The 24,987-nt window shown below is 58.2% G+C and carries 23 protein-coding genes and 1 pseudogene; 7 read left to right on the forward strand and 17 right to left on the reverse strand.

The window, feature by feature from the left end; genetic code table 11:
- Positions 1–618: 618 nt before the first annotated feature.
- Positions 619–915 carry a DUF3509 domain-containing protein gene (locus ACWKV9_RS25170; protein WP_483838926.1) on the reverse strand — a complete coding sequence of 99 codons (297 nt, stop codon included), beginning with the start codon at positions 913–915 and terminating at the stop codon, positions 619–621.
- Positions 916–1,089: 174 nt separating this feature from the next.
- Positions 1,090–1,269, reverse strand: coding sequence for a hypothetical protein (locus ACWKV9_RS25175; RefSeq protein ID WP_483838819.1), 180 nt, complete (start codon positions 1,267–1,269; stop codon positions 1,090–1,092).
- A 95-nt stretch (positions 1,270–1,364) separates the two neighbouring features.
- Here ACWKV9_RS25175 and ACWKV9_RS25180 point away from each other — a divergent pair, with 95 nt between their 5' ends.
- Complete coding sequence (locus tag ACWKV9_RS25180; RefSeq protein WP_483838820.1) at positions 1,365–2,024, forward strand: response regulator; 660 nt, start codon at positions 1,365–1,367, stop codon at positions 2,022–2,024.
- Here ACWKV9_RS25180 and ACWKV9_RS25185 read toward each other — a convergent pair.
- The 11 genes from ACWKV9_RS25185 to ffh form a co-directional block, all read right to left on the reverse strand.
- Entirely contained in the window at positions 2,017–3,270 is a 1,254-nt protein-coding gene (locus tag ACWKV9_RS25185) for an EAL domain-containing response regulator (RefSeq protein ID WP_483838821.1), read from the reverse strand. The two genes, ACWKV9_RS25180 and ACWKV9_RS25185, sit on opposite strands and share 8 nt — an antisense overlap.
- A gap of 84 nt (positions 3,271–3,354) precedes the next feature.
- The gene (locus ACWKV9_RS25190) at positions 3,355–6,957 is read right to left on the reverse strand and encodes a transporter substrate-binding domain-containing protein (RefSeq protein WP_483838822.1); all 3,603 of its coding nucleotides are present in this window, start codon (positions 6,955–6,957) and stop codon (positions 3,355–3,357) included.
- Between the two features lie 139 nt (positions 6,958–7,096).
- Positions 7,097–8,506: a threonine synthase gene (thrC, locus tag ACWKV9_RS25195; RefSeq protein WP_483838823.1), complete on the reverse strand. Its 1,410-nt coding sequence runs from the start codon at positions 8,504–8,506 to the stop codon at positions 7,097–7,099.
- 105 nt (positions 8,507–8,611) lie between these two features.
- A complete protein-coding gene (locus tag ACWKV9_RS25200) occupies positions 8,612–9,916 on the reverse strand; it encodes a homoserine dehydrogenase (RefSeq protein ID WP_483838824.1) in 1,305 nt (434 codons plus the stop codon).
- A gap of 134 nt (positions 9,917–10,050) precedes the next feature.
- A complete protein-coding gene (locus ACWKV9_RS25205) occupies positions 10,051–10,791 on the reverse strand; it encodes a thioredoxin fold domain-containing protein (RefSeq protein ID WP_483838825.1) in 741 nt (246 codons plus the stop codon).
- 167 nt (positions 10,792–10,958) lie between these two features.
- Entirely contained in the window at positions 10,959–11,855 is an 897-nt protein-coding gene (gene xerD, locus ACWKV9_RS25210) for a site-specific tyrosine recombinase XerD (RefSeq protein WP_483838826.1), read from the reverse strand.
- Positions 11,856–12,084: 229 nt separating this feature from the next.
- A complete protein-coding gene (rplS, locus tag ACWKV9_RS25215) occupies positions 12,085–12,435 on the reverse strand; it encodes a 50S ribosomal protein L19 (RefSeq protein WP_003175895.1) in 351 nt (116 codons plus the stop codon).
- Between the two features lie 43 nt (positions 12,436–12,478).
- Complete coding sequence (trmD, locus tag ACWKV9_RS25220; RefSeq protein WP_483838827.1) at positions 12,479–13,231, reverse strand: tRNA (guanosine(37)-N1)-methyltransferase TrmD; 753 nt, start codon at positions 13,229–13,231, stop codon at positions 12,479–12,481.
- A 3-nt stretch (positions 13,232–13,234) separates the two neighbouring features.
- Complete coding sequence (gene rimM, locus ACWKV9_RS25225; protein WP_483838828.1) at positions 13,235–13,771, reverse strand: ribosome maturation factor RimM; 537 nt, start codon at positions 13,769–13,771, stop codon at positions 13,235–13,237.
- Between the two features lie 5 nt (positions 13,772–13,776).
- Positions 13,777–14,028: a 30S ribosomal protein S16 gene (gene rpsP / locus ACWKV9_RS25230; protein ID WP_081565778.1), complete on the reverse strand. Its 252-nt coding sequence runs from the start codon at positions 14,026–14,028 to the stop codon at positions 13,777–13,779.
- Between the two features lie 247 nt (positions 14,029–14,275).
- Positions 14,276–15,652 carry a signal recognition particle protein gene (gene ffh / locus ACWKV9_RS25235; protein WP_483838829.1) on the reverse strand — a complete coding sequence of 459 codons (1,377 nt, stop codon included), beginning with the start codon at positions 15,650–15,652 and terminating at the stop codon, positions 14,276–14,278.
- A gap of 263 nt (positions 15,653–15,915) precedes the next feature.
- Here ffh and ACWKV9_RS25240 point away from each other — a divergent pair, with 263 nt between their 5' ends.
- The 3 genes from ACWKV9_RS25240 to ACWKV9_RS25250 all read left to right on the forward strand — a co-directional run bounded on the left by ACWKV9_RS25240 (position 15,916) and on the right by ACWKV9_RS25250 (position 19,716).
- Positions 15,916–16,728, forward strand: a complete 813-nt coding sequence (locus ACWKV9_RS25240) for a cytochrome C assembly family protein (protein ID WP_483838830.1) — start codon at positions 15,916–15,918, stop codon at positions 16,726–16,728.
- Positions 16,729–16,740: 12 nt separating this feature from the next.
- Complete coding sequence (locus ACWKV9_RS25245; RefSeq protein ID WP_483838831.1) at positions 16,741–17,985, forward strand: transporter associated domain-containing protein; 1,245 nt, start codon at positions 16,741–16,743, stop codon at positions 17,983–17,985.
- A 408-nt stretch (positions 17,986–18,393) separates the two neighbouring features.
- A complete protein-coding gene (locus tag ACWKV9_RS25250; protein ID WP_483838832.1) occupies positions 18,394–19,716 on the forward strand; it encodes an MFS transporter in 1,323 nt (440 codons plus the stop codon).
- A gap of 166 nt (positions 19,717–19,882) precedes the next feature.
- Here the strand turns inward: ACWKV9_RS25250 and purT are convergent, their stop codons facing one another.
- From purT to ACWKV9_RS25270, 4 genes are all read right to left on the reverse strand, one after another.
- Positions 19,883–21,064: a formate-dependent phosphoribosylglycinamide formyltransferase gene (purT, locus tag ACWKV9_RS25255; protein ID WP_483838833.1), complete on the reverse strand. Its 1,182-nt coding sequence runs from the start codon at positions 21,062–21,064 to the stop codon at positions 19,883–19,885.
- Positions 21,065–21,282: 218 nt separating this feature from the next.
- Positions 21,283–21,492, reverse strand: coding sequence for a DUF1289 domain-containing protein (locus tag ACWKV9_RS25260; protein ID WP_483838834.1), 210 nt, complete (start codon positions 21,490–21,492; stop codon positions 21,283–21,285).
- Positions 21,489–22,016, reverse strand: a complete 528-nt coding sequence (locus ACWKV9_RS25265) for a gamma carbonic anhydrase family protein (protein WP_483838835.1) — start codon at positions 22,014–22,016, stop codon at positions 21,489–21,491. The genes ACWKV9_RS25260 and ACWKV9_RS25265 overlap by 4 nt, the downstream gene beginning before the upstream one ends.
- Positions 22,017–22,082: 66 nt before the next feature.
- Positions 22,083–22,694, reverse strand: a complete 612-nt coding sequence (locus ACWKV9_RS25270) for a CoA pyrophosphatase (RefSeq protein WP_483838836.1) — start codon at positions 22,692–22,694, stop codon at positions 22,083–22,085.
- Between the two features lie 158 nt (positions 22,695–22,852).
- Between ACWKV9_RS25270 and ACWKV9_RS25275 the strand changes: the two genes are divergently transcribed.
- The 3 genes and pseudogenes from ACWKV9_RS25275 to ACWKV9_RS25285 all read left to right on the forward strand — a co-directional run bounded on the left by ACWKV9_RS25275 (position 22,853) and on the right by ACWKV9_RS25285 (position 24,981).
- Positions 22,853–23,404 (forward strand): NUDIX hydrolase, encoded by a 552-nt coding sequence (locus tag ACWKV9_RS25275; RefSeq protein ID WP_483838837.1) that lies wholly within the window; start codon positions 22,853–22,855, stop codon positions 23,402–23,404.
- A gap of 190 nt (positions 23,405–23,594) precedes the next feature.
- Positions 23,595–24,017: pseudogene (locus tag ACWKV9_RS25280) on the forward strand (L,D-transpeptidase family protein); the annotation flags it as partial.
- A 232-nt stretch (positions 24,018–24,249) separates the two neighbouring features.
- On the forward strand, positions 24,250–24,981 hold the full coding sequence (locus tag ACWKV9_RS25285) for a GntR family transcriptional regulator (protein ID WP_483838838.1): 732 nt from the start codon (positions 24,250–24,252) through the stop codon (positions 24,979–24,981).
- The last annotated feature ends 6 nt before the right edge of the window (positions 24,982–24,987 follow it).

Raw genomic sequence — 24,987 nt, forward strand, 5'->3', positions numbered from 1 at the left:
TACAGAACCGCGCTATCTGACGCACCCCGAGCCTGTAGGAGCGAACTTGTTCGCGAGGCTTTGGACCTGACGCGCAGTAAGATCGCCTCGCCAACAAGTTGGCTCCTACAGAACCGCGCTATCTGACGCACCCCGAGCCTGTAGGAGCGAACTTGTTCGCGAGGCTTTGGACCTGACGCGCAGCAAGATCGCCTCGCCAACAAGTTGGCTCCTACAGAACCTCGCTATCTGACGCACCCCGATCCTGTAGGAGCCAACTTGTTCGCGAGGCTTTGGACCTGGCACACAGCAAGATCGCCTCGCCAACAAGTTGACTCCTACAGAACCGCGCTATCTGACGCACCTCGAACCTGTAGGAGCGAACTTGTTCGCGAGGCTTTAAACATGACGCGCAGCAAGATTGCCTCGCCAACAAGTTGGCTCCTACAGAGACGGGCGCCCGGCGATAGACCTTTCATCAAATCGCGGGCAAAAAGAAACCCCGAGCAGCGGGGAGACTACTCGGGGTAAACCGCGGCCCATATGGGGCCCGTACGACAGGTATCAACCACCGGAGCACAATGCCTGAACCTGCCGTACTGGATAGGAGCCCCAATCCGGCTTAAGGTTCCCGTGCGGCTAGACAAATGCCCTTGCGGATGCGAAAGCTGCGACCTGCGTCGCATTTTTCATGGCGGCAATCACACATGGTTCGATACGGCCTTCGGCAACCATCAGGTCACGGTGCAAACCGTCTACAACATCGGTCAACTGGCGTCTGTCGCACAGCTGCCCTGCAGGAAAGACACGTTCGATGACCGTTACACCGGCTGCATCGTACAGCGTGACCAACCGTTCGCCCCGCGCGCCGACAGGCCCGAGACGCGCTTGATAAGGTGCCAGTGCTTCACTGAGTAACAAGCTGATATTTTCCATCTGGATCACCACTCAACCGTTTGAATGCAAAGGTGCTAATCAATGACCATCGACGTAGCCGGAAAGTTCTTTACGTCGTACTCAAGGTCATTGTCGCAACCTGGCATTCGAGCATGCCTACCGAATGTGACAGACAAAATTCACCCCCATCCACCCGGCCGACGGCGCTCTGGATCAGCCAAATGCCTGAAACCGCGAAGCCAGCGCGTCGATGGTCTCCTGGCTCTGGATGCATCGATACCGGCCAATCGCTTTGCGCGTCGAGTAACGACAAGGTGTGACCCGGGCCACATAGATGACCGGCAGCGCTGACGAAGACGTGGCACACACCGTATGTTCCTTGTGAGGTCTCATCTGCGATTCCTTTCAGGTAAGTGAGCTGTCAGTCTGAGCGGCGGCGTCGTGAATGGCCTTAGGACATGTCCGAAAACTCAACTCATGGAGCCGTCATGGCCAGTGAAGCCCTACCCTTGCAGGTCATTCTTGCGGACGATCACCCGATATTTTTGATCGGGCTCAAGGTTGTAATCGAACAGGGAGAAAGGGCGAAGGTAGTTGCACAAGCCAGCTCCCCGGATGCCTTACTGCACCTTTTGAGAATCCATTCCTGCGACTTGCTGGTGACCGACTTCATGATGCCGGTCGAAGATCAAAGCGACGGCCTGCGCTTGCTTGAACGAATTCGGCGCGACCACCCCGTGCTGCCGATCATCGTGGTGACCATGCTCAACAACGCCGGGCTGTTTCGCGCCATGCTCGCCCTCGGCATTCGGGGGTTGTTGAGCAAAGGCAGCGTCGCCGCAGAGCTACCTGCTGCCATCGATAGCGTAGTCAGCGGCAATACGTTCGTCGCCGATTCGGTCAGCCGCACAATGCTTGCTGCGGGTGATTACGGCTCGGACACTCTGGTGGCCCCCGAGGACTTGTCCCCCAGAGAACTGGAAGTCATCCGTTTGCTTGCTGCCGGGCATTCCGTGGGTGCCATCGCGGCTCAGCTCAGCCGCAGCAAACAGACCGTCAGCGCTCAAAAAGTCAGTGCCATGCGCAAACTTGGGCTGGCCAACGATGCAGCATTGTTTATCTACCTTCAGGAACACGGCCTCACTTAGTACCGCTGGACTGGCTCGCCAAGGGAGGATGGCCCCGATAGCTTTCGATCCACCGTTTAAGGTCTGCCTCGTTCATGGGTCTGGCGATGAAGTAACCCTGAATGGCAGGTTTGCCCAGATGCAGTAGCGCCTGAAAATCATCAGCCGTTTCGACGCCTTCGATCACCACATCCAGCGCCATCTTCTGCGCCATATACATGGCCCCTGCGACCACTGCCGACTTACGCCGGTCATCGGCCATGCCACGCACGAATTCAGCCGGGATTTTCAACTCGTTGAACGGCATTTCCAGCAGCCGCTGAATATTTGAAGCGCCTGTGCCGAAGTCATCGATGGAAAGCCGACACCCTGTCATGCGCAGACGTAACAGATTTTCAAACTGGACCACCGCCATTTGCCGCGCCGATTGCTCGACGATTTCGAGGGTCAGCATTTGCGGGCGCACCGGAAAACGTTCCATTAGCGCCATCAGATGGGGAACGAAATCCGGCTGATCCAGCATGGCTGGCGGGATGTTCACCGCCACCGGCAAAGCGCGGCCCGTGCTGTGCAGGCGCTCGGTTGATAACGCCAGACCCAGCTCAAGCATTCGCCAGGTCAAGGCATCAAGCAGTCCTGTGTCTTCCAGCGCAGTAAGGAAATGGCCCGGAGCCAATAACCCACGTGTCGGATGCTGCCATCGGGCCAATAGCTCTACACCCAGCAACTTACCTTCCAATGAGACCTTGGGTTGAAAGTGCGCGATCCATTGGGGGTACCGTTGGCCATCTTCAGCATCTTGAGCCGCGTCACGCTGATGCAGTTCATGATCTGAAAATCCTGCATCGACAGGAGCAGCCAACGGCGTGACGGCTTCATCCTCCGGACGCTGCCAACGGCCCAGCAGCTCTCCCAAAGTTGCCACTGATGCCGGTTTTTGCAGACAGCCCAGCACGTCCATACCCTGCTGGCGCGCCAATTGGGCCACACCGTCCAGCACTGACTGCTCGGCGCTGCTGAGAATGATTAGCGCACGGGCCTGGCCGGTTTCAGCAAGATAGCGGATCAGCGAAAGGCCGTCGGGGCCGTCCATTTGCAGATCGCAAATGGCGATATCTACCCCGCCACGGTTGTTCAGCGAGCGCTGCGCCGCGTCGACGCTGTCTGCCGTCAGGACATCAAACACCTGATTGGCGTTAAGCATCTGGTGCAGCGCCATCAATTGAAAGGGATTGTCTTCAAGAATCAGAACTTTAAGCGAACGCACGCGTGAACCTCTTGGGTCGGGCAGTCTTCAGCCAGTGAACCTGTACTTTAAAGCGGCTGAAAACTGCATCGAATAGGACACGTCTTAAAATGCGGGGTTCGTGAGGTGCGGCTCAAGCCCGGCGCACAAGGACTGGATAGACGCATCCAGCTGCTCCCACGCCTGCACAAGAGATTCACTGTTCTGCTGACGCACGCTGCTGTCGAGCTGGCTGCACGCTTTGGCAAGCGGCACGGCATCGATCAGACAGGCAACGCCTTTGAGGCGATGAACGCCTGCGGCCAATGCTTTCCAATCCTGCGCGATGACAGCGACATCAATGCCACGTTGCTCGTCGAGCAAGTTTTCTTTGAGCGCGGCAAGCATGCGCTGCAGTTGCTCTTCGTTGGCCTGAGTCATGCGGTACAGCGTCCTGATATCGAAATCCGCCTCGCCGGCAGGATGTGCCGCAACGTCTTTTAGCGTGGTCACCAACTGCGCCAACGACACCGGTTTGACCAACAGGCCGTCCATGCCCGATTGCTCACAGCGTGTGCCTTCATCAAGCATGGCGTTGGCGGTGCAGCCTATGACCAGACATTGAGGGCGCTGCTCTCGGGCTTCAGTCTCACGAATCGCCTGGGCCAGGGCATAGCCCGTCATGCCAGGCATATTGCAGTCGGTGAAGACCGCCTCGAAGTCCGCGTCCTGCCACAAGGCGAGCGCCCGCTCACCGCTCTCGGCCGACACCACCGTATGACCGAGAAACTCCAATTGCTGGGTCAGCACCATTCGATTGGCCGCAACATCATCCACCACCAACACCCGCAACGCGTGCTCGGCGATACTCGGTGACATCGGCTCAACCAGTTCGGTTATCGGTGCATCCACGGCGACCAGCGGGATGTCGAGGGTCACACGCGTGCCCTGCCCGACATCGCTGACAAGACCAATGTGCCCGCCCATCAATTCCACCAATTGCTTACAGATGCTCAAGCCCAGGCCGCTGCCGCCAAAGGTTGCTGCCGTCGCGCCGTCAGCCTGAGCAAAACGCTGGAACAACCCTCGTTGTTGTTCCGCGCTCATGCCGACACCTGTGTCTTGTACGCAGATGCTCAACCCCGGTGGATGTGTCTCGACATCATCGACTTTCACCCTGACCCACACCTCACCGCCCTCGGTAAACTTCAAGGCATTGCCGATCAGGTTGTGCAGGACTTGCCGCAAACGCTGCGGATCAAACGCGTAGCAATCCTGAACCTCATCATCTATTTGAAGCGCAAGAGTGGTACCTGCGGCTGAGGCTTGGGCCTCAAAAAGCTGGCAGGTTTGCTCGAAAAAATCCCGCAGCCGCGTCGCCACCGGTGACAACTGAAGACTGCCAGCTTCGATTTTCGCCAGGTCCAGGCTTTCGCCAATCAGCGCGACCAGTTCATTGGCAGCACGACGCGCCAGTTCGAGGCCCTGCGAAGGTTGCTCACCACGCCGTATCGCCTGCTCGCGCTCCAACTCCAGCAAACCAATGATCGCGCCCATTGGCGTGCGGATGTCATGGCTCATGTTGGACAAAAACATTGTCTTGGCCTGATTCGCACTGTCAGCTCGCTGCTGAGCTTTTTTGAGCTGATCTTCAAGAAGCTTGCGTTCGGTGATGTCAATCCAGCCGCCGAGCAAGCCTTGCAACTGACCGTCTGCGCGATAAAACGGCACCGTCCACTGGTAGGCCTCAATGGGCTTGCCGAACAGCTCCATGCTACGGTCCGCAAAAACCGGCTGCTGGGTCTCTAGCAACCTCAGATAATCGCCGTGCAGTTGCTCGGCACTTGCCTTGGGGATCAGCTCCACGTCGATCAGCCGCCGGCCGTTCATCTGCTCAAAGCTGATCCCGAAGCTCTCTTCGTAACTGCGGTTGCAGGAGATCAAACGCCCTTGCAGGTCGCGCACGTAAATGGGGTTGGGAATCCCGTCCAGCAACGCCCGTTTGAAAGCCAACTGGTCACTGAGCTGTTCTTCGGCCCGCAGACGCTGACGGATCTGGTACTTCAGGCGGCTACTCCAGCCGAACGACACCAGCGCCAACAGCAACGCCACCGCAAGCGCCCAATAGACCCATGGCGGAATCCGCTGCCAGATCGAAGGCTGGGCAATCGTCGCGCCCAACCACTTCACCCGGATAGCGCGCATTTCCGCCACCGGGAATTCCTCCAGCGCCTTGTTCAGAATGCTCAGCAGTTCAGGCTGGGTCTGGACCACTGAGAATCGATCTGGCGACCAACGCCCTTCCACGCTGCGAGCGACCTTCAGCTTGCCCGGCGGATACAACCAGGCCGCTGCCTCACTCTGGATAGTGGCGGCGGCCTCGCCTGATTCGACCAACCTCCTGGCATCGTCATAGGTCTTGACCGAGCGCAGCGTGATTTGCGGGTATTCAGCGCGAATGGTGTCTTCCAGTGCGTGCCTGGCGGGCAACGCCAGCACTTTTCCGGAAAGCGCCTGAAGGCTGATTTTCGAGGACTGGTTTCCAGGCACCACGAACACCCAACTGTTTCCGCCGTACGAGTAGGTAAAATCGAGCAACTGCTTACGCTCGGCGTTTTCCGAGAGCGTGGTGTTCATGTCAGCGCCGCCGCTGCGCAAGGTGTCGAGGGTGTCCTGGGTCGATGCCATGGGTTTGTAAACGAACTGCAATCCGCTCATTCGGGAGATCCGGTTCAGCACATCGACATTCAATCCGACCCAGCGTCCATTGATATCCTGATAGATGTAAGGCGGCTGCTGACTGGCGGCGACAATGACCTGCGGATTTCGGCGTATCCAGCGTTGTTCGATGGCGTTGAAGTTAATGCGTTGACGCAACAGGTCGGCGCCCAGACCGACCGTCCACCGCCCCAATACCTCACGCGCAACCGATTCATCGAGGCCTGCCAGCGCGCGGCTCATGAGTGTGAGTAGACGTGGATCACTCTTGCGGGTAGCGAAAGTGAAACCCGTGGGCGCAAGCTTGCCTTCGAACCTGATCTGCAAGCCCAGATACGGCCGCAGAGAATTGTAGGACCGCACGATCACTTCGTTGCCGATGAAGGCGTCGACATCTCCCTGGCTCAGCGCTTCAAGGGCGGTGTAGAGAGTAGGTGCGAGTATGATTGTGCTCTGCGGATAGGCGTTGTGCAGCGAATCGGCATCGGCGTAGCCATCAAGCACTACCACGCGCTTGCCCTTTAGCGAAGGGGACAGACTGGAGTCATCGCCCCGCCCCACCACCACGGCTCTGTCCGGCATGTACTCTTGCGTGAACGCCAGGTTCCCAAAGCCTTGCTCATAGCCATTGGCGCTGGTCAAAATATCGAGCGTGCCATCGAGCAACGCTGCTACTGCCTGCTCGCGCTTGGCAAATCCCACGACTTGCACCGGAACCGACAATTTGGCGCTGACCAGACTCAAGTAGTCGGCGCTGATACCCTGATACCGGTTACGGTCGCTGGTGATGTCGATTGGCTCATAGTCGGCAATCGCGATGCCGACTCGAAGCGGTCCGCGCTCATTGAGCCATCGCCGGTCTGTGCCATCGAGCAGTAACGGTTGCAGGGTCAGGAAGGGCGCGACCAAGGTAAAAGGCAAGCTTTGCGCTGCCACACCGATCTGGCTCAGCGTACTAAGCAGCAGCAACAGTGCGGCTCCCAGCGCCCGGGGAATTGAGAGGTGCTTCATAAACGCCTCTGACGCGTACATCCTTGATTGCTTCACAGCCAATAACTCATCCGTAAGATTCTAAACTCCTGAAGTGTGGCACGCGCATATGAGAAGGCCCGCGCAATGGCGGGCCTGAACTTGTTACACGACGATACCGTTACAGTGGTTTGCCGCGGTTGCCGTGCTGGCTGACGAAGGCCTGCATGGCTTTCAGGTCGTTGGGCAACACGGTGCAACGTTCGTCTCGCTCAAACAAATCAGAAAGATGTGCAGGTAACTCGAGCGCTTTTCCTACACCGGCCTTTTGCACTGCCTCAGGGAATTTCACCGGATGCGCAGTACCAAGGATGACCATCGGCGTGTCCAGGCTGCGACGGCAGTCACGGGCGGCTTTCACGCCGATCGCGGTGTGCGGATCGAGCAATTCACCGGTGCTGGCGAACACCTCTGCGATGGTCTCGCAGGTCTGGTCGTCGGTAACCGCCAGTGAATCGAACAGCTTGCGGGTTTCAGTCCAGCGCTCTTCGTCGACGCTGAAACCGCCGCCCTGCTTGAAGTTTTCCATCAGCCCGGCAATGGCTGCGCCGTTACGCCCGTGCATGTCAAACAGGAGCCGCTCGAAGTTCGACGAGACCATGATGTCCATGGATGGCGACAACGTGGCGTGCAAGGTTTCCTTGACGTACTGATTGCCGCTCATGAAGCGGTGCAGGATGTCGTTGCGGTTGGTTGCCACGATCAACTGGTTGATCGGCAAGCCCATGTTGCGCGCCAGGTAACCGGCAAAAATATCGCCGAAGTTGCCGGTCGGCACCGAGAACGATACAGAACGCGCCGGACCGCCCAGTTGCAGCGCCGCATGAAAGTAGTAAACGATCTGGGCCATGATCCGCGCCCAGTTGATCGAGTTCACCGCTACCAGACGCGTACCTTTCAGGAAACCCTGGTCAGCGAAGCTGTTTTTGACCATTTCCTGGCAGTCGTCGAAGTTACCTTCGATGGCGATGTTATGAATGTTGTCGCCGAAGATGGTCGTCATCTGCCGACGCTGCACATCCGAAACACGGTTATTGGGATGCAGGATGAAAATATCGACGTTGTCGCAACGACGGCAGCCTTCAATCGCCGCAGACCCGGTATCGCCAGAAGTGGCACCGATAATGACAACGCGCTCGTTGCGCTTGGCCAACACGTAATCGAGCAAGCGGCCCAGCAACTGAAGGGCAAAATCCTTGAACGCCAGGGTCGGGCCATGGAACAGTTCGAGCACCCATTCGTTGCCATTCAACTGACGCAACGGGGCGACAGCGCCATGAGCAAACACACCGTAGGTTTCTTCGAGGATTTTTTTGAAATCTGCGTCAGGGATGCTGCCGGTTACAAACGGGCGCATAACCCGAAACGCCAGCTCGTGATACGGCAAGCCAGCCCAGGAAGCGATTTCTTCCTGAGTGAAACGCGGCAGGTTTTCCGGTACGTACAGGCCGCCATCACTGGCCAACCCTGCGAGCAACACGTCTTCGAAATTCAGGGCCGGTGCCTGGCCACGGGTACTGATGTAGCGCATAAAATCAAACCTTCGGTCTGAGCTGCAAGCCGCAAGTGGCAAGCTACAAGCTGAGTTTGTGTCTGGTCTGGCTTGTGGCTCGAAACTTACAGCTAGCAGCTGCTGTTAATTAAGATGTTCGACGCGTATACGCATGACTGGGCCGACCACGTCCTGCAAGGCTTCCAGCGCAGCGATTGCATCGTTCATGCGCTGCTCGACCACGCGATGAGTCAGCAGAATCATCGGCACCAGGCCGTCATGTTCTTCGACTTCTTTCTGCATGATCGATTCGATGTTGATGCCGCGCTCCGACAGAATGCTTGCGACCTGCGCCAGCACGCCCGGATGATCCTTGGCCTGAATGCGCAGGTAATAGGCGCTCTCGCAGGCCTCAATCGGCAAGATTGGATGCGCCGACAACGAATCCGGCTGGAAGGCCAGGTGAGGCACACGGTTTTCCGGATCGGTGGTCAGCGCGCGGACTACGTCCACCAAGTCAGCCACAACCGAGGAAGCAGTCGGTTCCATGCCAGCGCCAGCGCCGTAGAACAACGTCGAACCTGCGGCGTCGCCGTTGACCATCACCGCGTTCATGACTCCATTGACGTTGGCAATCAGTCGGTCGGCGGGAATCAGGGTCGGGTGCACGCGCAACTCAATACCGGCCGGCGTGCTGCGGGCGACGCCCAGATGCTTGATGCGATAGCCCAGCGCTTCGGCGTAGTTAACGTCTGCGGTGGTGAGCTTGGTGATGCCTTCGGTGTAGGCCTTGTCGAACTGCAACGGAATACCGAACGCGATGGACGCCAGTATCGTCAGCTTGTGTGCCGCGTCGATGCCTTCGACATCGAAGGTCGGATCGGCTTCTGCGTAGCCCAGTGCCTGCGCTTCAGCCAGCACGTCCGGGAAGGCACGGCCTTTCTCGCGCATTTCGGTGAGGATAAAGTTGCCAGTGCCGTTGATGATGCCTGCAACCCAATTGATGCGGTTGGCAGCCAGCCCTTCACGAATGGCCTTGATCACCGGGATGCCACCTGCAACAGCGGCTTCGAACGCAACGATCACGCCCTTCTCGCGGGCCTTGGCGAAGATTTCGTTGCCGTGCACAGCAATCAGCGCTTTGTTGGCAGTGACGACATGCTTGCCGTTTTCAATGGCTTTGAGCACCAGCTCGCGCGCGATGGTATAGCCACCGATCAGCTCGATGACAATGTCAATTTCAGGGTTGGTTGCCACGGCGAACACGTCGGTCGTGGTGGGAGTACCGGTAATCTGGCAGTTGGGGTTTGGCGTACGCATGGCAATTTGTGCCACTTCAATTCCACGCCCGGCGCGGCGGGCAATTTCCTCGGCGTTACGCTTTAGTACATTGAAGGTACCGCCACCGACAGTACCCAGCCCACAGATGCCTACTTTGACCGGTTTCACTATGAACTCCCCATAAAACGGCCGACTCGAGGCCGGCCGTGGCAACAGCCGCAGTTATCAGCGGCTCACTATTGATGAAGCGACGGCACGTGCGTCGGTTCAATGTTGGTCACGGCGCACCGCGACCAGCAGGATTACTTGACGCTCAAAGCCAGTTTGGCCACTTGCGGCGCGGGTTGGTAGCCCGGAATCACCTGGCCGTCAGCCAGGACGATGGCCGGCGTGCCGTTTACGCCGATCGACTGACCGATCTCGAACTGCTTGGTGACCGGATTGGCGCATTTAGGCGCTTGGATGTTCTTGCCGTCGACCATGCGGTCCATGGCGGCGCGTCGATCCTTGGAGCACCAGACAGCCTGCAATTGCTCATCACCCGGCGAACCCAGCCCCTGACGCGGGAAAGCAACGTAGCGCACCTCAATACCCATCTTATTCAACGCAGGCACTTCTGCGTGCAGTTTGTGGCAGTAAGGGCATGTGGTGTCGGTAAACACGGTGATATGGGATTTGGTCTCGCCGATGGCCGGGTAAACCACCATTTCACCAGCAGGGATGCCGTTGATGGTTTTCGAAATGGCCAGGCGCTCGGTCTTCTCGGTCAGGTTGACCGGCTTGCCATCCTGGATCTGAAACAGGTAGCCCTGCATCACGAATTGGCCGTCAGGGCTGGCGTACAGGACACGGCCGCCTTTGAGTTTGACTTCGTACAGACCATTCAACGGGCTGCTGCCGATGCTTTCGACGGGCAACTCCAGATTGAGCGATTCCAGGGTCTTGCGAATGGCTTTGTCAGCAACTTCGTCGGCTTGGGCGAACAGGCTGAAAGTACTTGCCAGCACAACTGCGGCGGTGGCAATAAAACGAGTCACGCGCATGAAAACTCCTCGGGCGGTGGGCAGACGGGCAAATCGAAAACAGAGGGAGAAAATGGCCCTGAAAGTTTTCGGGTGCTCCTGTCCGCGAAACCGGCAAAGCCTATCACATAAGGTTCCCAAGGCCGACGCTGAGTGATGTAAGACTCGTCGTAAATTCCCGCCGGGCACTACCCCCTTGGATGGTGTTTGGCGTGTACTTCCTGCAACCTGGCGCGAGCAATATGGGTGTAGATCTGCGTAGTCGACAGATCGCTGTGACCCAGCAGCATCTGCACAACGCGCAGGTCGGCGCCGTGGTTGAGCAAATGCGTGGCAAATGCATGACGAAGCGTGTGCGGCGACAGGGACTTGTTGATGCCCGCGACTCTGGCCTGGTGCTTGATGCGATGCCAGAAGGTTTGGCGAGTCATCTGTTCGCCACGTTGACTGGGAAACATCACGTCACTGGGGCGCCCATTAAGCAACTCATGACGCGCGTCGCGCATGTAGCGCTCCAGCCAGACGATAGCCTCCTCGCCCATCGGCACCAGCCTTTCTTTGCTGCCTTTGCCCATTACCCGTAAAACGCCCTGACGCAGATTGACCTGCTCCAGGGTGAGGCTAATCAACTCGGTTACACGCAAACCACAGGCGTAAAGCACTTCGAGCATGGCGCGATCACGCTGACCGATGGCCTCACTCAAATCAGGTGCCGCGAGCAACGCCTCAACATCGGCTTCTGAGAGGGACTTTGGCAGAGGCTTGCCAAGCTGCGGCATGTCGACCTGCAGCGTTGGATCAACCGTGATCAGCTTTTCCCGAAGCAGGTAACGATAGAACCCACGGGCACCGGACAGGAAACGAGCGGTGGAGCGCGGCTTGTATGCGTTGTCTACACGCCAGGCCAGGTGGTCGAGGATGGCATCCCGACTTATACCGAGCAGATCAATGCCTTTTTCTTGCAGCCAGCCGTTAAACAACGTCAGGTCGCTACGGTAAGCGTCGCGCGTGTTATCAGACAGCCCTTTCTCCAGCCATAAGGCGTCGAGAAAGCGGTCAATCATGGGGTGGTCGATGGCGGGCATTGGAACCAGACTTGAGCAGATGCGAAGGGTTGGCAGTTTTTCATATCCACGATGCCGATACAAAAGCGTATGGCTGTAGGAGCGCGCTTGCCCGCGATTGCGGTGGATCAGTCAAATCGATATCACGGGCGTAAAACAATCGCGGGCAAGCGCGCTCCTACAGTTCCGTAAATTTCAGGCAACAAAAAAGCAGCCCGCAGGCTGCTTTTTTTGCATCGGAACGCTGGACTTAAGCCAGTTTTTCCTTGATGCGAGCTGCTTTACCGGACAGGTCACGCAGGTAGTACAACTTGGCTTTGCGAACGTCACCGCGACGTTTCACAGCCATGCTGTCGATTTGCGGGCTGTAGGTCTGGAAAGTACGCTCAACGCCAACACCGTTGGAGATTTTACGAACAGTGAATGCACTGTTCACACCACGGTTACGCTTGGCAATTACAACGCCTTCGAACGCTTGCAGACGCGAACGGTCGCCTTCCTTCACTTTCACCTGAACGACGATAGTGTCGCCTGGGGCAAAGGTAGGGATCTCTTTGGTCATCTGCTCTGCTTCGAGTGCAAGGATGATTTTGTTAGTCATGCTGTGCTCCTAAGGTAAATCATCAGGATTTACCATCGATACGTTAACTATCGTTCCGCTCGCGGAGGTAGTCCGCCAGCAGCTTCTTCTCTTCTCCAGAAAGCGAGCGGCTTTCCAGAAGATCGGCGCGTCGTTCATAGGTCCGCCCGAGGGACTGCTGTAAACGCCAACGCCGGATGTGTGCGTGGTTGCCACTTAGCAACACGTCGGGAACACGCTGATCCGCATACACCTCCGGTCGGGTGTAGTGCGGGCAATCCAGCAGACCGTCCGTGAAGGAATCCTCCTCCGCGGAGTCCGCATGCCCTAAAGCTCCAGGCAGCAGCCGTGTAACCGCATCAATAAGGACCATTGCCGGCAGCTCGCCGCCAGACAACACATAGTCACCAATCGACCACTCTTCATCGACATGAGCATCAATAAAACGCTCGTCAATGCCTTCATAGCGACCCGCGATCAGGATGAGTGCTTCTTCCTGCGCCAGTTCGCGTACCGCAGACTGAACCAGCTTGCGGCCTTGAGGCGACAGGTAAATCACCTTCGCCTTCTCCCCTGCTGCCTGCCTGGCCTGAACCAAAGCGTCTTCCAGAGGCTTGATCTTCATCACCATGCCCGGGCCACCGCCAAACGGGCGATCGTCCACAGTGTGATGTCGATCAGTGGTGTAGTCCCGCGGATTCCAACAAGTAAGCTGCAACAGCCCTTGTTTCACCGCACGGCTGGTAATGCCGTATTCGCTGATGGCGGAAAACATCTCGGGAAACAAACTGATCACTTCTATGCGCAGGCTAGCCATTGCTTAGAAGTCCGCGTCCCAATCCACCTTCATCTCGCCTGCATTCAGGTCGACCGACAACACACAGTGCTCCGTATAGGGCAGCAAGCGTTCACGATCATCCAGACTGCCAGCGCAGGGTTTGACCACAATTACGTCGTTCGAGCCAGTTTCGAGGAGGTGATCGATTTGTCCGAGCAGTTGCCCGAGGTGGTCGATGACCTTCAAACCGACAAGCTGGTACCAGTAGTACTCGCCGTCAGTCAGTTCAGGGAACAGGTTGCGTGGCACACAGATCTCGTAACCGGCCAGAAGACGAGCTTCCTCACGATCATCAAGACCCTTGAGCTTTGCGACCAGGAACTTGTCGTTCCCTCGTCCGCTGACTAGCTCTACCTGTTTCACACTACCTTCGCGCTTGAGCGTCCAGGTCTTGTACTGCAACAGGTTTTCAGTGGGATCAGTAAAGGAATACACCTTCACTTCGCCGCGAACGCCATGAACAGAGTAAATTTTGCCGACAACGATCAAATCGTCAGCAACAGCTGGCGTCGCGTTCATATTGCTCAGGCCGCAGCCTTAGCAGATTCCTTCAACAGCGAAGCAACACGCTCAGAAGGTTGTGCACCAACGCTCAGCCAGTGGGCCAGACGCTCTTGGTTCACGGACAGACGGATTTCCTGACCACGGGCAACCGGGTTGAAGAAACCGATTTGTTCCTTGTGCGAACCGTCGCGTGGGTTACGGCTGTCGGTCACAGTCAGGTGGTAGAACGGGCGCTTCTTGGAGCCGCCAAGGGCAAGACGGATTGTTAGCATTGAACAATTTCCTGTAGTCGGAGCTGCAAATCTAAGATGCACAGCGGGCATGGGTGCCCGAAAGGCCGCATATTCTAAGGAATATCCGGATTTTTGCAAATGACTTTTTGGGTCGCCTGCAACCGCTTCATCTAGATGTGCCATGAGCCAGCCTTACAGGAAGGCCGGCGAGTCCCCGCAAATGCGGGTCAATGGGAGTGACCTCCCAAAGAATGGGTGCGCGAAAAGTAACTTCCGCGCAACGTAATTACATTTTTGGCATGCCACCGCGAGGCATCATCGAGCCCATTCCGCGCATCATTTTGGCCATTCCGCCCTTGGCGGAGAACTTCTTCATCATCTTTTGCATCTGTTTGTGCTGCTTGATCAGACGCCCGATGTCCTGCACCTGAGTGCCCGAACCCATTGCTATACGGCGCTTGCGCGAGCCGCTTATCACGTCCGGATCACGACGCTCGGCCGGTGTCATGGAGTTGATGATGGCTTCCATCTGCTTGAACTGCTTCTCTGCCGCACCTTGAGCGTTGCCCATCTGCGCCACGTTCATGCCGCCCATGTTAGGCAGTTTGTCCATGAGGCCGCCAAGGCCGCCCATGTTCTTCATCTGTTGCAACTGATCGCGGAAGTCTTCGAGATCGAAGCCCTTGCCCTTCTTCAGCTTCTTGGCCAGTTTGTCGGCCTTGTCCTTGTCGAGGGTCTGCTCGGCCTGCTCGATCAGGCTGAGCACGTCGCCCATGCCAAGGATGCGCGAAGCGATACGGTCCGGGTGGAACGGCTCAAGCGCGTCGCTTTTCTCGCCCATACCGATGAACTTGATCGGCTTGCCGGTGATGGCACGCACCGACAAAGCGGCACCACCACGGGCGTCGCCGTCGACCTTGGTCAGGATCACACCGGTCAGCGGCAATGCGTCGCCGAAGGCCTTGGCCGTGTTGGCGGCATCCTGGCCGGTCATCGCGTCGACCACGAACAGCGTTTCAGCTGGTTTGACCGCGGCATGCAACGCCTTGATCTCGCCCATCATCTCGGCGTCGATGTGCAGACGACCTGCGGTGTCGAGGATCACGACGTCGATGAACTTGAGCTTGGCTTCTTTGATAGCCGCTTCAGCGATGTCCACCGGCTTCTGACTGAGATCGGACGGGAAGAACGTCACGCCGATGTCGTTGGCCAGGGTTTCCAGTTGCTTGATGGCCGCAGGACGGTAAACGTCCGCGGACACCAGCATTACGGTTTTCTTTTTGCGCTCTTTGAGAAACTTGGCCAGCTTGCCGGCAGTAGTGGTTTTACCCGCACCCTGCAGACCTGCCATGAGAATGACCGCAGGCGGCGTGACGTTGAGGGTCAGCTCTTCATTAGCCGCCCCCATCATCTCTTCGAGTTCAGCCTGGACGATCTTCACGAACGCCTGACCCGGTGTCAGGCTACGTGATACCTCGGTACCGACAGCACGGTCTTTGATTTTGTTGACGAAGTCTTTGACGACCGGCAAGGCAACGTCGGCTTCGAGCAAAGCCATACGGACTTCACGCAGGGTGTCCTTGATGTTGTCTTCGGTCAGCTTGGCCTTGCCAGTGACCTGGCGCAGCGTCTGCGAGAGACGATCTGTCAGATTTTCAAACATTGCGTGATCCTTTAGGTTCGCGGCGAACCCCGGTTGTGCGGCCCGGCCCGTATCGACCCTGTTATATAAAGCACCGGTTGAACACAGTGCGGATGAACAGCGCTCGGCGAGCCTGTGGCTTGAGCAGGTCGCGGATTATAGCGAAGAGTCTGCCTCACGGACACCACAGGTAGTCTGCTTATGTGGTCTTTCGTGCGTGGTCTTTTGTGAAGGGTCGGTTCTATGCCAAACTCAGCGCCTTTCGGGCACGCCCACCAGGATCTATGTTCCCCTTGTCACCCAGCTTGCTTCCCAGCATCGCCGCCGCCGTCCTCTATGCCGCTGCGACTCTTTATCAGGGCCTGCGCTTGCGCCAGCGCACCAAGGTCGACAAATGGCTGCTGTGCCTGATCGGCACACTCGCCGTCGCTTGCCAGGCGAGCGCGTTGTTCGGTCAACTGGTGCGCCCGATTGGCCTGGGGCTGGACTTTTTCAGCGCCGCCAGCCTGATTGCAGTCGCAGTCATCGTAGTGACCCTGCTTGCGTGTATTCGCATTCCAGTCGAAAACCTGCTGATCCTGCTCTTCCCACTCGGCCTGCTAACTACGCTGATGGCGCAGTTCGCGCCAGCCGGTACGCTACAACCGATCGACGCCGAGCATGGCCTGATAAGCCATATCCTGCTGTCCATCCTCGCCTACGGCATGTTCACCATCGCGATGTTCCAGGCATTGTTGCTGCTGGTTCAGGATCGCCAACTGAAAAACAAACACCCCTCGGGCCTGATCAAAAACTTCCCGCCGTTGCAGACCATGGAAAGCCTGTTGTTTGGTTTTCTGTGGGCCGGCTGGACGCTGCTGTCGATGTCACTGATCTCTGGGTGGCTATTCGTCGAGAATCTGTTCGCGCAGCATCTGGTGCACAAGACGTTGCTGTCGATCCTCGCCTGGATCGTGTTCAGCGTGCTGCTGTGGGGCCGTAACAGGCTGGGCTGGCGCGGACACAAGGCGATTCGCTGGACCCTGGGTGGTTTTTGCCTGTTGATGCTGGCCTACTTCGGCAGCAAGCTGGTACGCGAATACATTCTGCACATCTGACGGGCGCTGATAATGGATAACCTGCCCCTGGGCACGATGCTCGCGGTTCTGACGTTGCTGACGCTGTGGTCGGGACTGCTGACGGCAGTAGAGGCCGCGCACCATCAATTGCGGGCTCATCATTCGAAGACCCGGTCCAACGACCCACCCAAGCCGACCCTGACATTCAACCTCAACAGTCTGGTCCTGGCCAACACGCTGATCCGAGCGTTGATCACGGTCGTTGCCACCCTCCTCGCTCTTAACACCTGGTACTTCAACGGCCCGACGATTGCGTGGCTGCTGGTCACCAGCGTGTTGCTCATCATCGCTGAGTTCATACCGCGCAAACTGGCGTCCCGTCGTCCCGAATCCATATTGCTGCTGGGCAACAGCCTGCTGCGCACGCCTATGCAACTGCTCAAGCCGTTGACCTGGCTGTACAAGAACATTGCGAAGTTGCTGTTGAGGCCGTTTTTGTCGAAGCGCCATTCGGCGTCCGATGATGATGAAGACGATGATCATGGCCCGACGGTCTATCAGGAACATACCGCGCCGCAGTCCGGCCGCGCGCAGGTCATCTCTGGCATCTACGCCCTGGACAGCATGACCGTCAATGACATCCTGGTCCCGCGCAGCGAGGTCGATGGGGTCAATCTGGACGAGAGCATCGAGCACATCATCGAGCACCTGATTATCTCGCGGCACACTCGCCTCCCGGTTTACCACAACGACATCAATCAGGTGGAAGGCGTGCTCAACACGCGCATGATCAGCCACTTGCTGCCCCATGGTCAGCTCACCAAAGAAGAGTTGATGGCCGCCTGTTATGAGCCGTACTTCGTTCCCGAGAGCACCCCGCTCCAGCTGCAGTTGTTGAATTTCCACAAGCAACAGCGGCGCATGGGCGTTGTCGTTGACGAATACGGCGAAGTGCTCGGTATTGTCAGCCTGGAGGACATTCTCGAAGAGATCGTCGGCGAATTTGAAAGCGAACAATCCATGAGCAACCCGCACATTCACCCGCAAGCCGATGGCCGGCTTGTAGTGGACGGCGCGGCGTCGATTCGCGATCTGAACAAGAGCCTTGGCTGGCATCTACCTTCCGACGGACCGAAAACCGTCAACGGCTTGATCACCGAAGCGCTGGAAAGCATTCCCGAAAGCGCGGTGTGCCTGAAGATCGGGCCCTACAGGCTCGAAACCCTCGAAACCGAGGACAACCGGGTCAAGCGCGTCATGATGTGGCAGAACACCGCCACCAAATCTGTGCACTGAAACCTGACCTGTAGGAGCGCGCTTGCCCGCGATTGCGTTTTACCGGTGCCTAACATGTGACTGATACACCGCGATCGCGGGCAAGCGCGCTCCTACAGAGTGATGTGAGATCCGGCTTGCGTTGAAACACTTGTTTCCAAACGATTCAGCTTTCTATAATCGACCGCGCTTACCCAGCCCCGCCGATCCGCGTGCTACCCGCACACAGCGTGATCCGGCCAGTCACTCAGCCTGACGTGTTCCGCATCACCCTGGCGCCCGCTCCCATCCCGAGCAGTGCCAACGCCCCCGCCCGGATCCGGGCTAGTCTGTTCAGCGCTGTACCTAAAATAATTAACGTTTGCCACAGCGCGCGTAAGAGTTTTCGACGGCGTCTGACAGGCAAGATGACTGCCCAGGGATACCCGCATGACCACAACATCCGCCTATCAACCGAGCGACGACATCGAAGTTCGGCCAGCCAACTCTGCCACTCGCGTCGCAACGGCAAGCTTCATCGGCACCGCCATCGAGTTCTACGATTTCTACGTTTACGCCACTGCGGCTGCACTGGTGATCGGGCCCGTGTTCTTCCCGCAGACCTCCAGTACCGCACAAATGCTGTCGGCGTTTCTGACGTTCGGCATCGCTTTCCTCGCACGCCCGCTGGGGTCTTTGCTGTTCGGGCACTTCGGTGATCGTATCGGGCGCAAGTCGACCCTGGTCGCATCGCTGCTGCTGATGGGAGTGTGCACGACGCTGATTGGCGTCTTGCCGGGTTACGACGTCATCGGGTCGTGGGCACCTATTCTGCTGTGCGTCCTGCGCTTCGGGCAGGGCCTTGGTTTGGGTGGGGAATGGGGCGGCGCGGCATTGCTCGCCACCGAAAACGCGCCCAAGGGCAAACGCGCCTGGTTCGGTATGTTCCCGCAGCTGGGCCCATCGATTGGCTTCCTCGCCGCAAACGGGCTGTTTCTGACACTGGCGATGACGCTAGACGACGAGCAATTCCGCGCTTGGGGCTGGCGAGTACCGTTCCTGCTCAGCGCGGTGCTGGTGATCATCGGCCTGTACGTGCGACTGAAACTGGAGGAAACACCGGTTTTTGCCAAAGCGATTGCGCGTCACGAACGGGTGAAAATGCCGATTACCGAGCTGTTCTCGCAGTATTGGGCGCCAATGCTGCTGGGCGCGGCATCGATGGTGGTGTGCTACGCGCTGTTCTATATCTCGACGGTGTTTTCTCTGAGCTACGGGGTCAAGACCCTCGGCTATACGCGAGAGACCTTCCTCGCCCTGTTGTGCTTCGCCGTGCTGTTCATGGCCCTGGCGACGCCGCTTTCGGCGTGGGCGAGCGACCGCTTCGGACGTAAGCCGGTATTGATCATCGGCGGCGTGCTGGCGATCGCCTCTGGCTTTCTGATGGAGCCGTTGCTGACCCATGGCACGACCTGGGCGGTGGCGTTGTTTCTGTCGATCGAGCTGTTCCTGATGGGCGTGACCTTCGCGCCAATGGGCGCGCTGCTGCCGGAGCTGTTTCCTACACGCGTGCGTTATACCGGCGCGTCAGCGGCCTACAACATCGGCGGTATTATCGGTGCCTCGGTGGCGCCATTCTTTGCGCAGAAGCTTGTCGAAATGGGCGGATTGAGCTGGGTAGGCGGGTATGTGTCGGCGGCGGCGTTGCTGAGTTTGATTGCCGTGCTGTGCTTGAAGGAAACCCGGGAGCGGGATCTGGATACGATTGCGTAGGATCACACATGATCTGTAGGAGCGCGCTTGCCCGCGATTGAGGTGTGTCATTCACAACAACTGAAGCTGACACACCGCTTTCGCGGGCAACCGCGCTCCTACACAAGCGGTGCACCCAAACAAAAACGGCGTCCCGAGGGACGCCGTTTTTCGTTGCGGTTGCCGCTTACAGCTGCACTTTCACCGCGCGCGATGCACGGGTCGCTTTGGCGCGAGCCGTTTCGACGGACTCATCGCGAGCCAGTGCCACGCCCATGCGGCGCTGACCGTTGACTTCAGGTTTGCCGAACAGACGCAGCGCGGTATCAGGCTCGCTCAACGCCTGCTCCAGGTTGGCGAACGCCGTCTGGGTCGATTTGCCGTCCACCAGAATCACCGCCGAGGCCGATGGCCCGAACTGGCGAATCAACGGAATCGGCAAGCCCAGAATCGCCCGTGCGTGCAGCGCGAACTGCGACAAATCCTGGGAAATCAGCGTGACCAGGCCAGTGTCATGGGGGCGCGGAGAGACTTCGCTGAACCACACCTGATCGCCTTTGATGAACAGCTCGACGCCGAACAGTCCGCGACCGCCCAATGCCTCGGTGACCGCTTTTGCCACACGCTCGGACTCAGCCAACGCGGCCGGGCTCATGGCCTGGGGCTGCCAAGACTCTTGATAATCACCGTTTTCCTGACGATGGCCGACCGGCGCGCAGAACGTGGTGCCGCCGACATGACGCACGGTCAGCAGGGTGATTTCGTAATCAAAATCGATGAAGCCTTCGATGATCACGCGGCCTTTGCCAGCGCGACCGCCTTCCTGCGCGTAATCCCAGGCTTTCTGGATGTCGGCATCGGTCTTGAGCAAGCTCTGGCCTTTTCCCGACGAGCTCATGACCGGCTTGACCACACAGGGGAAACCCAAGTCTTCGACAGCTCGCTGGTAGGCTTCAAACGTGTCAGCGAAGTGGTAAGGCGACGTCGGCAGGTCGAGCTCTTCAGCAGCCAGACGACGAATGCCTTCGCGGTTCATGGTGAGCTGCGCGGCGCGGGCAGTCGGAATGACGGTGAAACCTTCGGACTCCAGTTCCACCAGTGTGGCGGTGGCGATGGCTTCGATTTCCGGGACGATGTAATGCGGTTTTTCGGCTTCGATGACTGCACGCAAGGCGGCGCCATCGAGCATGTTGATCACATGGCTGCGATGGGCGACCTGCATGGCCGGCGCGTTGGCGTAGCGGTCCACGGCGATCACTTCAACGCCCAGGCGTTGCAGTTCGATTACCACTTCCTTGCCAAGCTCGCCGCAACCGCAGAGCAATACACGGGTCGCGGTTGGCGACAGTGGCGTTCCGATTTGAGTCATCTCAGGTCCTCGTGGAGCAGATATCGAGGGCAACCCGCCATGGGCGAGCAACCGCAGGGGAGAAAGGCGCGCAATTTACCATGAAGGCCGGGGGATGGGGTGTAGGGACAGATGGACGAGGTTTGTTGCAGGAGCGCGCTTGCCCGCGAAGACGTCGTGTGCCAGATGGATTTGTGCTGACCGGTCAATTGTTCGCGGGCAAGCGCGCTCCTACAGTTTCAGACGGTGAATAGCATGCCGCTCGCCAAAGCCCGCTCCTGACACAACCCCAAGACCACCCGCCGCGCCGCGCTGTCCATGCGGCTCCAGCCATTAATTTCGGCGGCAGTGCGCTGGCAGCCAGTACAAATATCCTGCTCGTCCAGCGCGCAGATATTCACGCAGGGCGAGCGCACAGGCTTTTCGCGAACGGGCGTTTCTGAATTCATTCTTCTTCCTGCGGCGCCAGCTCCCGCGCATAGCGCTGGGCATTCAGGACGTAATGTGCGGCGCTGGCTTCAAGCATCTTCTTTTGCAGGTCGGTCAGTTCGCGTACCACTTTGCCCGGCGATCCCATGACCAGCGAACCATCGGGGATGACCTTGCCTTCCCCGATGAGCGAATTGGCGCCGATGATGCAGTACTTGCCGATCTTTGCGCCGTTGAGGATCACCGAGTTGATGCCGATCAGCGTGTTGTCGTCCACATCGCAACCGTGAAGCATGACGTTATGGCCAATGGTGACGTTCTTGCCGATATTCAGCGGCGAGCCCATGTCGGTGTGCATCACCGTGCCATCTTGAACGTTGCTGTTTTCGCCGATATGAATCAGCTCGTTGTCGCCGCGCAACACGGCGCCGAACCACACGCTGGCGTTGGCTTCCAGCCTGACGTTGCCAATCAGCGTAGCCGTTGGCGCAATCCAGCTTTGTGGATGGGCTTGGACACGGGAATCCCCCAGGCGATATTTCATATTATTGTCCTCATGGCGCTATGGCCGCGGGTGAGCGCGTAGCTCTGAAGTGGATGAACGCAAGAATCAGGATTTCAGGATTTCGATGGCGGAGCGCTTGGGCGGCGTGTTCAGACTGATGTTGCTGTCGTACAGCACGTTCATCAGCTCGACAATCATGATGGCCGTCAGCCCCCAGATCTTGTACTCGCCGAAGCGGTAACTGGGCACGTACCAACTGCGTCCCTGGTAATCGATGCGGTGCGTGTGCTCGCGCGCATCCTGACGGAAAAACTCTAGTGGCACGCTGAACACTGCTGCGATCTCGCCATCATTGGGCGTGTATTCGACGAAGTTGGGGATGATCCCGACATAAGGCGTCACCTTGATGCCGTGCCTGGAAATCAGCGGACTGAGCGGCCCCACCACTTCCACCAGGCCTGGCGGCAAACCGATTTCTTCCTCGGCTTCGCGCAGCGCTGTGAAGATCAGATCGGGATCTTCGGGGTCGCGACGCCCACCGGGAAACGCCACTTCGCCGCCATGGGTCGACAGGCCGCTGGCGCGCAAGGTCAGCACCAGTTCCGGCTCGTCACTGCGGGTGATCGGTAACAGCACAGCCGCTTCGGGGAAACGCGCGTCGGCCTGCAACGTACCTGGCGTATGGCTGCCAATTCGGCGAAGTAGCTCGTCCAGCATGGGATTTCTCGATCTGTTGCCTACTCGGCATCATGCACCAAAGCGACGACCTGCCCAAGTCCTTGTAGGACAAGTTACCGAGAGATCTAAAAGCGCTGCTTGCCGTTCACCCACGGGGCACGCCAAGATAGCCGCTGACTCAGTCATCCGGTTCGATCATGAATTTCTGCAGCCAGTGCGGCGAACAGGTCATCCAGCGTATTCCCGAAGGCGACAGCCGTTTGCGCTACGTGTGTGAGCATTGCCACACCATTCACTACCAGAACCCGAATATCGTCGCCGGGAGTCTGCCGGTCTGGGAGGGCAAAGTGTTGCTGTGTCGCCGCGCCATCGAACCGCGCCTCGGATATTGGACGCTGCCAGCGGGTTTCATGGAGAACGGCGAAAGTGTCGAGCAGGCCGCGCGCCGTGAGACCGTCGAGGAAGCCTGCGCCACGTTGCACAATCTTCATCTGTACACACTGATCGACGTGCCGCACATCAGTCAGGTTCATGTGTTTTACCGCGCTGAGCTGCTGAGCCCGGACTTTGCTGCCGGCGTCGAAAGCCTCGACGTGCAGCTATTCGACGAAGCCGACATTCCGTGGGATGAGCTGGCTTTCCACACTGTCAGACGTACCTTAGAATGCTTCTTCGCGGACCGCCGCAAGGGCGTTTTCCCGGTTCACACCGATTGCCTTCCCGCGTCGCGCCCCACGATGACCACTTGATCATATAACCGACGCGCTAATGTGCGCTGTCTTCAGGGATACCGTTTCGATGCGTTGGTTGCTTGCCATTTTATGCCTGTCGTTCGCTTCGCTGTCGCAGGCGTCGTTCACCCAGACCATCGTCCCGAAAGGCAGTGAGCAGAAGTTCATTGGCAACAAAGTCATCAACACGGAAAACATCGCCGATCGCACCATCGATAAAATACTGGTGCTCAAATCGGCGCATCAGTTGCAGTTGATGAGTAACGGCGAGGCGCTCAAGACCTATCGGGTGTCTTTGGGCAAGGCGCCCATCGGCACCAAGCTCCAGGAAGGCGATCAACGCACCCCGGAGGGCTTTTACTGGCTGGACTGGCGCAAGACCAGTGACAACTACAACCTCTCGCTGCACATTTCCTATCCCAATATCACCGACTCGGCCCGCGCCCGCCGCGAGGGCGTCAACCCTGGCAGCATGATCATGATCCACGGCACGCCGGTGGACGAGGATTACCCCGAGTGGTATTTCCAGACGCTGGACTGGACCAACGGTTGTATCGCAATGAAGAACAGCGATATCCGTGAGGTATGGGATCTTGTCAAAGACGGGACGATGATCGAGATCCGTCCTTGAGTTGCGCCTACCTTAAGACCGCAGGCAGACCGCTGGCCTGTAGGAGCCAACTTGTTGGCGAGCCGCTGTGTCAGGTAAATCCTCTCGCGAACAAGTTTGCTCCTACAGGTTTGCAGCTTCCGTCACGGTTCAGTGACAACAAACCAGACCATTGGCATTGACGTGGTATTCAAGTGGTATTAGTTTTCGGGGCGTTGTCCGAGAATAAATAAAACCACTCCGGAAACCGCTCATGCATTCGATCCTGTCCCTGCGGCCTGACGATACCCAACCTACGCCGCTCTATCTGCAACTGGCGCGCAACCTGGAAGCCGCGATTCATGCCGGTCAGTGGAAAGCCGAACAAGCCTTACCGTCCGAGCGCAGCCTCAGCGAAACTCTGAACATCTCCCGGGTCACCGCCCGCAAAGCGCTGGAAATCCTCTTCGAACAAGGTCTGATCCGGCGCAACCAAGGCTCGGGCACCTTCATCACGCCACGCCTTGAGCAACCGCTTTCAAGGCTGTCGAGCTTCAGCGAAATGCTTCGGCTCAAGGGTTTCACGCCAAGCTCGCAATGGCTGGAGCGCGATATCGCCCTGCCCACCCATGAACAGCTGATTCGCCTGAGCCTCTCGCCCACGGAAAACGTCGCGCGCCTCAAGCGCTTGCGTAAGGCCGATGGCATCGTCATGGCCGTCGAAATGAGCGCCCTGCCCGCTTCGTTGCTGCCGGACCCGCTCGCCATCGGCGATTCGCTGTATGCCCATCTCGACGCCATTGGCCGCCCGGTGGTCCGGGCGCTCCAGCATATTCGCGCGATCAACGCATCGGCCGAGATGGCTGAGCTGGTCGGCATCGAAGCCGGCACCGCGATGCTGCTGATGACGCGGATCGGGTTTCTTGCCGACAACACGCCCATTGAACTGACCGACACCTACTGCCGCGACGATTACTACGATTTCGTCGCCGAGCTGCGTCGTTAAGCCGCG

Source organism: Pseudomonas corni (genome assembly GCF_057128765.1).